This window comes from Nocardiopsis synnemataformans, from assembly GCF_965343085.1.
Taxonomy (GTDB): domain Bacteria; phylum Actinomycetota; class Actinomycetes; order Streptosporangiales; family Streptosporangiaceae; genus Nocardiopsis; species Nocardiopsis alborubida.
This window is the reverse complement of record NZ_CBDRFA010000128.1, coordinates 1-11,585: the sequence shown is the minus strand read 5'-3', so window position 1 is coordinate 11,585 and position 11,585 is coordinate 1. Positions and strand designations below refer to the sequence as shown.

The window sequence follows — 11,585 nt, the reverse complement described above, 5'->3', positions numbered from 1 at the left end:
GGTCGGCCGGGGGCAGCGGGCGGGGGGGGGGGGGGCGGGGGTTCCCCCCCCCCCCCCGGCCCCGTGTCGTGCGGCGGCTCAGGCCTTGAGCTGGAACGGCAGTTCGGGCTGGTCCCCGGCGTAGCCCCCGTGCAGGTTGGCCCGGTACCAGCCGGGCTGGGCCGAGGCGTCGGTGCCGCGGCAGTCCTCGAAGGAGCGCAGCCGCTCCCAGGTGAACGTGTACTCGTGCGGGACGCCCCTGCTGATCTGGCGCTTCTCCGCGCTCTTGTTCTCCGCGCAGTCGGCGGTGGAGAAGATCCGGTCGTCGCCCGAGTGGATGCGGATCTCCATGGCCTCGCCGCCCACGTCCACGGTGCAGGTCTGCTCGGCGGTGTTGACCACGGTGATCCTGAAGCCCGGGTTGGCGCCGGCGCCGTAGACCTCCTGGCCCTCCTCCGCGTACTCGAAGGTCACCACGACGTCCTGCGGGCGGCAGAGGTCCTCAGGACGCTCCGGAGCGGGCACCTCGCCGCCCTCCCCGCCCCCGGCGGAGTCGCCGTCACCGGCCGCGGCGCCGTCGGAGCCCTCGGAGTCCTCAGCGCCCTCGGAGGGATCGGCGCTCTCCCGCGCCCCCTCGGAGGGATCGGCCCCGGGTTCCTCGCTCGCGTCCGCGGAGGGCTCGGTGGGTGAGACACTGGGAGAGGCCTCGATGCCCGCGTCCGAGCGGGTCGGCTCGCCGCTCTCGTCGCCGGAGGGACGGCAGGCGTACGCGATGAGCGCGAGCACCAGAAGGGCCCCGGCCAGCACGAAGGCACGCCGCTTCCAGTAGGTCTCGCGGCTGACGGCTCCTGGTTGTCCGGTACTTGACGCCATGCGCCGTAGTATTGCGGTTTTGCGTGTACCTCACCTACTCAACCCGCCGATTCCCAGTTAAAGATGAGCGATAACCCTTACAGCACCCCGGTTCTGGCGTGGTATGAGAGCCACGCCCGCGACCTTCCCTGGCGTCGGCCCGACGCCTCCCCATGGTCGGTCCTGGTCAGCGAGATCATGCTCCAGCAGACGCCCGTGGTGCGCGTCCTGCCCGCCTGGCGCGCCTGGATGGAGCGCTGGCCCACCCCCGCCGACCTGGCCCGGGAGCCCTCCGGGGAGGCGGTGCGCATGTGGAACCGGCTCGGCTACCCGCGCCGGGCACTGCGCCTGCACGCGTGCGCGGTGGCGATCACCGGGGAACACGGCGGGCGGGTCCCCGACGACCACGCCACGCTGCTGTCCCTGCCGGGCGTCGGCGCCTACACCGCCGCGGCGGTGGCGAGCTTCGCCTTCGGTCAGCGGCACGCCATTCTGGACACGAACGTTCGGCGTGTCCTGGCGAGAGCCGAAACCGGGGTCCAGTACCCGCCGAAAACACAGACGAAGGCGGAGACCGCCCTCGCCGAGTCCCTGCTGCCGTCCGCGCCCTCGGTGGCCGCCCGCTGGGGCGTGGCCGTCATGGAGCTGGGCGCGCTGGTGTGCACCGCTCGCACGCCCGCGTGCGCGGACTGCCCGATCGCCCACCAGTGCGCCTGGCGGCTCGCGGGCAAGCCCGCCTACGACGGCCCGCCCCGGCGCGGCCAGACCTACGCGGGCACCGACCGGCAGGTGCGCGGACGGCTGCTGGCGGTGCTGCGCGACTCCGCCCACCCGGTGCCCAAGGGCGCGCTGGACGTCGTCTGGGACGACCGCGTCCAACGCGAGCGGGCCCTGGACGCGCTGGTCTCCGACGGCCTGGTGGACCCCCTGGACGACGGCCGGTACGCCCTGCCGAGCTGAGCGCGCCCCGGCCTGGGGAAGCCGGTCGCCGCACGGCGTCCCGGACCGGTGCCGCCTTCGGTCAGCGGCCGGGAGGCGGGTGCACCCTGGTCCGGTGCCGTCCCCGGACGGCGCGGCCGGGGACGCCTCAGGTCCGCGGGCCGGAGTACCGCGCCGCGGCGGTCCCGGTCTCCCCCGCGGGGTCGGCCTCGGTGCCGGAGTGGCCGTCGCTGCACGGCGCGCCCGGCTCGGGGGTGTTCTCACCCTGGACGAACTCGACGAGGTACTCCGCCAGGCGCGGGTCCTCGGGGTCCTCCAGGAGGATCTGGGAGCCCCAGGCCGACGCCACCACCGGGGCGGGCAGGCCCTCCACGGGGCTGACCACCAGGTAGTCGCCTGGCGAGTAGTACCCGGCCAGGGTCTGGACCTGGGCCTGGGAGAGCCCGGGGTCGTAGGCGATCCACACGGCGCCGTGTTCCTGGGCGTGCACGACGTACTCCGAGCGCAGGGGCTGGTCGTAGACACCGCAGTTCTGCCAGACCGGGTAGTGCGGCCCGCCCGCGGGCGGGAACATCTCGTAGTCGACGGTCTCGCCCTCGTCCACGTGCTCGCTGGACAGGCCCTCGTAGTACCGCACCTCGCCGACGCCCTCCGCGGAGGTGCCGCCGCCACCGCCGGAGAACAGCGACACAGCGGCGATCCCGCCGCCCACCATGAGGACGACGACCAGGGCGACGGCCCCGATGATCAGGCCGGTCCCGCCCCTTTTGCGCGGCTGGGGCTGGTTCGGGTACGGACCGGGCGGACCGTAGGGCCCCTGGGGGCCGTGAGGACCTCCGTGGGGTCCCTGCGGCCCCGTGGGCGGCGCTCCGCCCGGGGGGAACCACCCCGGGGGAGGCGGGCCGCCGCTCGGGGAAGGGCCGCCGGGCGGGACCGCGCCATGGTGTCCCGGGGACGCCTCACCCGGCCGGGGGCCGTGGGGAGCGGGTCCGGGCTGCGGCTGCCGCGCCTGCCACGGATCGTGCTGTCGGGGATCTGGATGAGTCACGTTCGCACCTTAGAACATGTCCGGCGACCACACACCCTGCTGCGCGACAGGCGGTGTCCGCCGAACACGCCCCCGTCCCCACGACGAAGGGGGCACCCCCGCGGGGGTGCCCCCGATGTCAGGCGCGGCCGGGCGGTACTACTCCCGCTTGCCCGCGGCCGACTCCTCGACCTCGGGCGTGTCCGGCACCTCGGCCGGCTTGGGCACGCCCTTGAAGGTGAACTTGGCGTCCGTGCCCTCGCCCTCGGCGTCGATCACCACGATCTGACCCGCCTTGAGGTCGCCGAACAGGATCTTCTCGGACAGCTGGTCCTCGATCTCCCGCTGGATCGTCCGGCGCAGCGGACGGGCGCCCAGCACCGGGTCGAACCCGCGCTCGGACAGGACCTGCTTCGCCTTCGGGCGCAGCTCGATCCCCATGTCCCGTTCCTTGAGACGGCCGTCCAGGTTCGTGATCATCAGATCCACGATCTGGAAGATCTCCTTCTCGGTCAGCTGGTGGAAGACGATGATGTCGTCCACACGGTTGAGGAACTCGGGCCGGAAGTTGGTCTTGAGCTCCTCGCTGACCTTGGCCTTCATCCGCTCGTAGTTGGTCTGGGCGTCGTCCTCCTTGGCGAAGCCCATGGCCTGGCCCTTGGAGATGTCCCGGGTGCCCAGGTTGGTCGTCATGATGATGACCGTGTTCTTGAAGTCGACGATGCGACCCTGGGCGTCGGTGAGACGTCCCTCCTCCAGCACCTGGAGCAGCGAGTTGAAGATGTCGTTGTGGGCCTTCTCGATCTCGTCGAAGAGCACCACGGAGAACGGCTTGCGGCGCACCTTCTCGGTGAGCTGGCCGCCCTCCTCGTAGCCCACGTACCCGGGCGGGGAGCCGAACAGCCGCGAGACGGTGTGCTTCTCCATGAACTCGGACATGTCCAGCTGGATCAGCGCGTCCTCGTCCCCGAACAGGAACTCGGCCAGCGTCTTGGACAGCTCGGTCTTACCCACACCGGACGGACCGGCGAAGATGAACGAACCACCCGGGCGCTTGGGGTCCTTGAGCCCGGCGCGGGTACGGCGGATCGCCTGGGAGAGCGCCTTGATGGCGTCCTCCTGGCCGATGACGCGCCGGTGCAGCTCGTCCTCCATCCGCAGCAGCCGGGAGGACTCCTCCTCGGTGAGCTTGAAGACCGGGATGCCGGTGGAGGCGGCCAGGACCTCGGCGATGAGCTCCTCGTCCACCTCGGCCACGACGTCCATGTCGCCGGCCTTCCACTCCTTCTCCCGCTGCGCCTTCTTGCCCAGGAGCTGCTTCTCGTCGTCGCGCAGCGACGCCGCCTTCTCGAAGTCCTGCGCGTCGATCGCGGACTCCTTGTCGCGGCGCACACCGGCGATCTTCTCGTCGAACTCGCGCAGGTCCGGCGGAGCGGTCATCCGGCGGATGCGCATCCGCGAGCCCGCCTCGTCGATGAGGTCGATCGCCTTGTCCGGCAGGAACCGGTCGCTGATGTAGCGGTCGGCCAGCTGCGCGGCGGCCACCAGCGCGCTGTCGGTGATGGAGACCCGGTGGTGGGCCTCGTAGCGGTCGCGCAGGCCCTTGAGGATCTCGATGGCGTGCTTGATGGTCGGCTCGTCCACCTGGATGGGCTGGAAGCGGCGCTCCAGCGCGGCGTCCTTCTCCAGGTACTTGCGGTACTCGTCCAGCGTGGTCGCGCCGATGGTCTGGAGCTCACCCCGGGCCAGCATGGGCTTGAGGATGGAGGCGGCGTCTATGGCACCCTCCGCCGCGCCCGCTCCGACCAGCGTGTGCAGCTCGTCGATGAACAGGATGATGTCGCCGCGGGTGCGGATCTCCTTGAGCACCTTCTTGAGGCGCTCCTCGAAGTCACCGCGGTAACGGCTGCCCGCGACCAGCGCGCCCAGGTCCAGCGTGTACAGCTGCTTGTCCTTGAGCGTCTCGGGGATCTCCCCCTTGACGATCTTCTGGGCCAGACCCTCGACCACGGCCGTCTTGCCGACGCCGGGCTCACCGATCAGGACCGGGTTGTTCTTGGTCCTGCGGGACAGGACCTGCATGACGCGCTCGATCTCCTTGTCCCTGCCGATGACCGGGTCGAGCTTGCTCTCCCGGGCGGCCTGGGTCAGGTTGCGACCGAACTGGTCCAGCACCAGCGAGGTGGAGGGGGTGGACTCCGACGAGGCACCGGTGGCCTGCGGCTCCTTGCCCTGGTAACCGTGCAGCAGCTGGATGACCTGCTGGCGCACGCGGTTGAGGTCCGCGCCCAGCTTGACCAGGACCTGGGCGGCCACGCCCTCGCCCTCGCGGATCAGGCCCAGCAGGATGTGCTCGGTACCGATGTAGTTGTGGCCCAGCTGAAGCGCCTCGCGCAGCGACAGCTCCAGGACCTTCTTGGCCCGCGGGGTGAACGGGATGTGCCCCGACGGGGCCTGCTGCCCCTGGCCGATGATCTCCTCAACCTGCTGCCGAACCGCTTCGAGGCTGATACCAAGGCTCTCCAGAGCCTTGGCGGCGACGCCCTCACCCTCGTGGATGAGGCCGAGCAGGATGTGCTCCGTACCGATGTAGTTGTGGTTGAGCATCCTGGCCTCTTCCTGGGCCAGAACCACCACTCGCCGTGCGCGGTCGGTAAACCTCTCGAACATGTCTCGTCGCTCCTCTACAGAGCGGTCAGGCAGGGACGGTTCACTCCGACCCAACTCTTCCGCATATCGGCCCCACAGGGATGAACCGCCCCGGGGAGCGCTGTCGCACCCGTCCGAACGGTCGACCGGCTGCCGACCAGACGTAGGCCTCCGTACGGTCGGCCGCAGCCGTCCGTGCCAGAGACTTTCCCCGACGATAGGGCGTTCACCCAACATCCAACTACCAATTGCGGCGTCAGATTTCCCTGTACGCCGAAGGCGAACGGCCCAGGCTCTCCCTGTGTCACAGGAGTGCCCGGACCGCGCACGTGTAAGCGTTATCGGCTCTGAGCGAACAAGCCGCGTGTTGTTCTTCCGACCGGGCCGTTCGGGCGGGGAAAGCGGGAAATGCGCGCCGTCGACCGGAGCGGGGAGGGGTGGGGCTCGGGTCCCGCGACCGGGGTCGCGGGACCGGAAGCGAGTGCCTTTCCCCGGAACCGAGAGGTCGCGTGCGGTCCCGTCGCGTGCGGCCCCGTCATGCGTGGGCGGTCGCGCGCGGACACGGCGTCGCGGCGCTCCGGCGGACTGCCCCGGCCCGCCTCGCCGTCCGGCCCAACCCGTGGGTGTGGCGGCGGAGGCCTGGAGCCGCGGGGCCGGGAGACCGCTGTCATCGGCGCGGAGCCCTCTCCGGTGCTCCGTACCGCCCGAAGGGCCCGGCGGGCCCGGCGTATCCCCTGGCATCCCGTGTCACTGGGCCGCTCCGCGGCCCGGGATGGTCGGGTTCGGGTGTCTCCCCCCGGCAGGTACCGACCGTAATTCGATCAAGACCTGACAACATTTCGGCGAACCGGGGGTCGGCGGCAAACCTAGCCCTTGATGGCCTCATATTCGGCGACGATCGCCGCGGGGATACGGCCGCGCTCATTGACGGGCTTGCCCGCGGCCTTCGCCCAGGCGCGAATCTCGGCACTGCGCTCACGGCTGGGAGCATTCCGGCTGCCGGTACGGCGACCCGCGCTGCGGGACGCCTTGGCCGGAGCCTTGCGGGCGGCGTCGACGAACGGAGTAAGGGCCTCACGGAGCTTGGCCGCATTACCCGCGCTGAGGTCGATTTCGTACACGGAGCCGTCCAGACCGAACGTCACCGTCTCCTCGGCCTCGCCGCCGTCGAGGTCGTCGACCAGGAAAACCTGGACCTTCTGTGCCATGGAATCAAACCTTTCAGAAGAGCGGTGTCTCCACACCTGAATGTAAAGCTATCTCGCGAGAACGCGGAAGACAATTCCCGGCGTGCCTGAAATCACCCGGACACCGTCTCGGGTTTCGGGGGTCGCCGACAGGCGCGCGGGATCGGCGAGATGGCCCGCGCACGCGCGTGGCCGGTTCGCCGCGCCCCGGGGGCGCGTGATCGGTCGAGTACCGTATCAACGACCGTCGGATTCGGTGCGTTCCCCACCCTGGACAATCGGCGTCGCGTTCGCGGCTCCCGGCTCTGCGGCCCCGGAACCCTCCCTGCCCTCACCCTCACCCTCGGCGGCCCCGTCCTTGCTGACCAGGCTTCCGTCCATCCGGCGGGGCGCCATCTCCTTGCGCAGCAGCTGGATGACGAAGGTGCAGAAGACGGCACCGACGACCACCGGTGGGATGAGCGCCGACAATACGTCGATCAGTCCAGGGGGAAGCACCGACGACAAAAAGTTCCCCATCGAAGCCGTCCACCCTTCCTGGTTGTTACTTATTGCAGCAAATACCCGACTCCGTGTCGGCTGCTCCTGGGGGGGTGGCTCGCCAGGCACCCGGGCAAACGCATACCGGACATCATAGACATCGTTTGCCCCCGGTTTGACACCGGACGTACCCGAGACACCTCCGGCAAACCCGATGAGGGGTCAATGTCCGACCGTGCGTTCGGCGTCCTGGTGTGTCCGCGGGGGAACACCGTGTCCACCGGTGTCAAATCCCGACCCTTCGCCACCGCTCCGCGGAACTTCCTTCAACGTGTGGGCGGGACTCTACCCCCGGGGTACACATTACCCGCCCCCTTCCCCGGCCCCGCCATCCGGTTGTGCATAAGCTGCGCGGACGCGGGGAGGACGCGGTGTTGGCCCGGCTGCGGCCCGTATGGGGAACTTGGTCCCGAGCGAGCGCGAAAACCTTTAGGTCCGGGCGGTTCACGTTGCCGCGTCGAGGTGCACAAGCATGCGGGTGTTCCCAAGGGTGTTGGGCTTAACCCGCTCCAAGTCGAGAAATTCGGCGACGCCCTCGTCATAGGAACGCAGGAGTTCCTCGTACACGCGGGAGGAGACGGGTGTGCCCTGGATCCGGGCAAAGCCGTGTTTGGCGAAGAAACCGGTCTCGAATGTCAGGCAGAACACACGGCGCACGCCCAACTCCCGAGCGGTGTCGAGCAGCGCGGACACGATCCGGTGGCCGACGCCGAACCCGCGCAGGGAGGGGTCGACGGCGACGGTGCGCACCTCCGCCAGGTCCTCCCAGAGCACGTGCAGAGCGCCGCAGCCCACCACGCGGTACTCGATCCCGGCGGCGGGGGGCTCGGCGCGGTCCGCTCCGGGCGCGGGGGCGCCGGGGAAGGGTGTGGCGGACGGGGAGGCGGGGTCCGGGGGGTCGGGCACCACCTCGGCCTCGGCCACCCAGAACTCCTGGACGTCCTCGTAGAGGTTGACGGTGCTCTTGGAGAGCACGCGCCGGTCGACGGTGTAGGTGTCGACGAGGCGTCGGACGGCGGCGACGTCGCGCGTCCTGGCGCGACGCACGTGAACATGGCGAACGGGCATAGCCGGACCAGACTACGCCCGGGCCCCGCGCCCGGCGGACGCGCGCGGTCCGAAAACGCGTCGGCACCCACCGGTGTTCCGGTGGGTGCCGTGGTGGGTGCCGTGGTGGGTGCCGCGCCCACCGGAGCGCCCTTTCTCCGGCGAGCACCTTCTCCGGAGGGCACCCCGCGCCGCCGTGCGCCCGCGGCCCCGTGCCGCGGACGGCTCAGATGAGCTGGCGCCGCGCGGCCCAGACGACCGCCTCGATGGGTGTGTTCACGCCGAGCACGTCACAGATGTTGCGGATACGGCGGCGCAGGGTGCGCGCGCTGAGTTCGAGGTGCCGGGCCGCCACCTCCGTGGTGACACCGGTGGCGATCTCGGCGAGCAGTTCGAGTTCCTCGTGGTTCAGTTCCACCGGCGCGTAGGGGCTGCTCACAGCCGTCTCGCGCGGGCGGGCCTGCAGGGGGACCACGTTCTCCCGGTGCTCCCTCGTCTGAAGGGTGCCCTGGTCATCAGCGGTACGTCGTACGAGTGTGGCCTGTTCCACTCCGTCCTCCCTCATCATGTGAGTGCGGAACATCGACTCGTCACCTGGTGGACGCGAGCGCGCCGGACACGGGTCTCCCCCTGTTCCGGCGCGACGGACACCCCGGGCGCACCGCTGTCCCCCACGTATCCCTCTGGCACAGGGACTGGGGGCGGGCGCACGGACGTCGCAGGGGCCGGTTCGCTGGAGGCTGGGACGGACAGACTCCACCGAGGGCGCACATACGCGCGGGGGCTCGGACCGCGTCCGGCGGCCCTTCTCCCCGCTTACCGTCGTTCTCGATCCACTTCGGCAAACTCCACGGGTCTCGACCCGCTCACAGCACGCTAGGCCGCAGAGATGGTACCGTCAAGACCCGATAAATCACCATGTGTAGTTATAGTGAGCCCTTCCGTGACAAAGTAATGGAAGGGAAAATGCGCTGACTACATTGACCTGCGTAAACAATGTTGAGCGGAGAGTGGTCGACTTCTCCCCGCCTCGGTCGGCAAAAAACCTCGGAACTGTCCGGTGGGACACGCGTCCGTGGCCGCCGGTTCGCCCGGCCTGTCCGGCCGGGAGGACGGAACCCGTGGTACGGGCCCTGTCCCGGCGGAGGGGGCGGGGCCGCCACACCGCGTGCGCGACGGCCCCGCTCCGCCTTTCGGTCATCCGACCGATGCCGTTATATCCCCGGCAAATCCGGGCCCATGGTGCTCCGGCTCAATCCCCGGAAGGCTTCACGAGCGGGAAAAGGACAGTTTCCCGGATGTTCTTTCCGGTGAAGGCCATGAGCAGGCGGTCGATACCGACGCCCACACCGCCGGTCGGCGGCATTCCGTACTCCAGGGCCCGCAGGAAGTCCTCGTCCAACTGCATCGCCTCGGGGTCGCCCTCCGCGGCCATCAGCGACTGCCGGGTGAGGCGCTCGCGCTGCTCGACCGGGTCGACCAGCTCCGAGTAGCCCGTGCCCATCTCCATGCCGAACCCGATGAGGTCCCACTTCTCGGTGAGCAGCGGGTCCTCACGGTGCTGCCGGGTGAGCGGGCTGGTCTCCACCGGGAAGTCGCGCACGAAGGTGGGCTGGACGAGCGTGTGCTCCACCAGCTCCTCGAAGAGGTGCTCGACGAGCTTGCCCTGTCCCCAGGAGGGGTCGTACTCCACTCCCCGGGAGTCGGCCAGGCGGCGGACCTCGTCGATCGGCGTGCGCGGGTCGACCTCGGCGCCCAGCGCCTCGGACACCGCCCCGTACAGGGTGACCTGCGGCCACTCCCCGCCCAGGTCGTAGGTCCGCCCGTCCCGCTCGACCACCGTCGAGCCGAACACGGCGCGCGCCGCCTCCTGGATGAGCTCGCGGGTCAGGTCGGCCATGACGTTGTAGTCGGCGTAGGCCTGGTAGAACTCCAGCATCGTGAACTCGGGGTTGTGCGTGGAGTCCGCGCCCTCGTTGCGGAAGTTCCGGTTGACCTCGAAGACCTTCTCCAGGCCGCCCACGACCAACCGCTTGAGGGACAGCTCGGGGGCGATGCGCAGGTACAGGTCCATGTCGTAGGCGTTGATGTGGGTGGTGAACGGGCGCGCCGTGGCGCCGCCGTGCACCCGCATCAGCATGGGCGTCTCGACCTCGACGAAGTCGCGGGAGGCGAGCCCCTCCCGGATCGCGCGGATGGCGGCCGAGCGGCGGCGCACCATCTGCTGGGACTCGGGGTTGACGATGAGGTCGACGTAGCGCTGGCGCACCCGGGCCTCGGGGTCGGTCAGGCCCTTGTGCTTCTCCGGGAGCGGACGCAGGCACTTGGCGGTCAGCGTCCAGCCGGTCACCAGGATCGACAGCTCGCCGCGGCGGGAGGTGATGACCTCGCCCTCCACGCCCACGTGGTCGCCGAGGTCGACGTCGGCCTTCCAGGCGTCCAGACGCTCCTGGCCCACCTGGTCCAGGGACAGCATGATCTGGATGTCGCCGGTCTCGTCGCGCAGGGTGGCGAAGCACAGCTTGCCGCCGGTGCGGTAGAGCATGACGCGTCCGGCGACGGAGACCTCCGCACCCGTGCGGGTGTCCGGTTCCAGTCCCTGGTGTTTGTCGCGCACGGCCCCGATCGACGTGGATCGCGGGAAGGTCACGGGGAAGGGGTCGGTGCCCTCCTCCCGCAGCCGGTCCAGCTTCTGGCGCCGGACCCGCATCTGTTCGGGCAGGTCGTCGTAGGTGTCGTCGTGCGCGTCATTCACGCGCACGATCCTACCGGCGGCCGCGGTCCGGCCCGACCGGTCGGCGCCCGCGGGCGGCCCGCGCCGCCGGTCGCGGCCCCGCCCGGGGAGGGGCACGGTGGGCGCCGACTCCAGCAACCAGGCGCTGCTGCTCATCGGCGGCAGGCGGGCCCGCCGGGGCGCCACCGAGGAGCACCCCTTCGGCTACGGCCGCGAGCGCTACGTGTACGCGTTCATGGTGGCGATCGTGCTGTTCACGCGCTCTACGAGGCCTGGCACAAGATCTCCCACCCCGAGCCGATCACGTCCTGGCAACAATAGGTCCCCGTGGCCGTGCTGCTGGTGGCGATCGTGCTGGAGTCGTTCGCCATGCGCACGGCGATCAAGGAGTCCAACCCCGTCCGGGGCAAGGCGACCTGGGTGCAGTTCGTCCGCCGCTCCGAGTCCCCCGAGCTGCCGGTGATCCTGCTGGAGGACGCGGGCCGGATCACGCGGGCGATCAACGAGGCCGGGGAGCGCGTCCGGACGGCAGTGCCCATCGCCACGCTGGTCTACATCGAGCCGGACCTGTTCCGGAGCGGCGCCTCCCCCGAGGCGTCCCCCGGCACCGTCTCCTCGGGCTGAACCGGGG

General features: G+C 70.2%; 9 protein-coding genes and 1 pseudogene. 2 read left to right on the top strand and 8 right to left on the bottom strand.

Annotation, left to right across the window (positions count from 1 at the left end):
- Window positions 1-78: 78 nt before the first annotated feature.
- On the bottom strand, window positions 79-786 hold the full coding sequence (locus ACSIH6_RS38295) for a hypothetical protein (RefSeq protein WP_435113594.1): 708 nt from the start codon (window positions 784-786) through the stop codon (window positions 79-81).
- Window positions 787-915: 129 nt separating this feature from the next.
- On the opposite strand from ACSIH6_RS38295, the gene ACSIH6_RS38290 reads away from it, so the two are divergent.
- On the top strand, window positions 916-1,791 hold the full coding sequence (locus ACSIH6_RS38290; RefSeq protein WP_435113590.1) for an HhH-GPD family protein: 876 nt from the start codon (window positions 916-918) through the stop codon (window positions 1,789-1,791).
- Between the two features lie 127 nt (window positions 1,792-1,918).
- Here the strand turns inward: ACSIH6_RS38290 and ACSIH6_RS38285 are convergent, their stop codons facing one another.
- The 7 genes from ACSIH6_RS38285 to lysX all read right to left on the bottom strand — a co-directional run bounded on the left by ACSIH6_RS38285 (window position 1,919) and on the right by lysX (window position 10,975).
- Window positions 1,919-2,461 (bottom strand): thioredoxin-like domain-containing protein, encoded by a 543-nt coding sequence (locus ACSIH6_RS38285; RefSeq protein ID WP_435113588.1) that lies wholly within the window; start codon window positions 2,459-2,461, stop codon window positions 1,919-1,921.
- Between the two features lie 495 nt (window positions 2,462-2,956).
- Window positions 2,957-5,467 carry an ATP-dependent Clp protease ATP-binding subunit gene (locus tag ACSIH6_RS38280; protein ID WP_435113586.1) on the bottom strand — a complete coding sequence of 837 codons (2,511 nt, stop codon included), beginning with the start codon at window positions 5,465-5,467 and terminating at the stop codon, window positions 2,957-2,959.
- Window positions 5,468-6,312: 845 nt separating this feature from the next.
- Complete coding sequence (locus ACSIH6_RS38275; RefSeq protein WP_013155980.1) at window positions 6,313-6,654, bottom strand: histone-like nucleoid-structuring protein Lsr2; 342 nt, start codon at window positions 6,652-6,654, stop codon at window positions 6,313-6,315.
- A 216-nt stretch (window positions 6,655-6,870) separates the two neighbouring features.
- The gene (locus tag ACSIH6_RS38270) at window positions 6,871-7,152 is read right to left on the bottom strand and encodes a hypothetical protein (RefSeq protein ID WP_435113584.1); all 282 of its coding nucleotides are present in this window, start codon (window positions 7,150-7,152) and stop codon (window positions 6,871-6,873) included.
- Window positions 7,153-7,617: 465 nt separating this feature from the next.
- Window positions 7,618-8,241: an amino-acid N-acetyltransferase gene (locus ACSIH6_RS38265; protein WP_435113582.1), complete on the bottom strand. Its 624-nt coding sequence runs from the start codon at window positions 8,239-8,241 to the stop codon at window positions 7,618-7,620.
- Between the two features lie 205 nt (window positions 8,242-8,446).
- Window positions 8,447-8,770, bottom strand: a complete 324-nt coding sequence (locus ACSIH6_RS38260) for a LuxR C-terminal-related transcriptional regulator (protein ID WP_026114460.1) — start codon at window positions 8,768-8,770, stop codon at window positions 8,447-8,449.
- Window positions 8,771-9,472: 702 nt separating this feature from the next.
- Complete coding sequence (lysX, locus tag ACSIH6_RS38255) at window positions 9,473-10,975, bottom strand: bifunctional lysylphosphatidylglycerol synthetase/lysine--tRNA ligase LysX (RefSeq protein WP_435113592.1); 1,503 nt, start codon at window positions 10,973-10,975, stop codon at window positions 9,473-9,475.
- Between the two features lie 103 nt (window positions 10,976-11,078).
- On the opposite strand from lysX, the pseudogene ACSIH6_RS38250 reads away from it, so the two are divergent.
- Window positions 11,079-11,443, top strand: a pseudogene (locus tag ACSIH6_RS38250) (cation diffusion facilitator family transporter); the annotation flags it as partial.
- Window positions 11,444-11,585: the final 142 nt, after the last annotated feature.

Coding starts and splice junctions, on each gene's coding strand:
- ACSIH6_RS38290 (WP_435113590.1), top strand. CDS start 916: ATGAGCGATAACCCTTACAGCACCCCGGTTCTGGCGTGGTATGAGAGC.
- ACSIH6_RS38275 (WP_013155980.1), bottom strand. CDS start 6,654: ATGGCACAGAAGGTCCAGGTTTTCCTGGTCGACGACCTCGACGGCGGC.
- ACSIH6_RS38280 (WP_435113586.1), bottom strand. CDS start 5,467: ATGTTCGAGAGGTTTACCGACCGCGCACGGCGAGTGGTGGTTCTGGCC.
- ACSIH6_RS38270 (WP_435113584.1), bottom strand. CDS start 7,152: ATGGGGAACTTTTTGTCGTCGGTGCTTCCCCCTGGACTGATCGACGTA.
- ACSIH6_RS38265 (WP_435113582.1), bottom strand. CDS start 8,241: ATGCCCGTTCGCCATGTTCACGTGCGTCGCGCCAGGACGCGCGACGTC.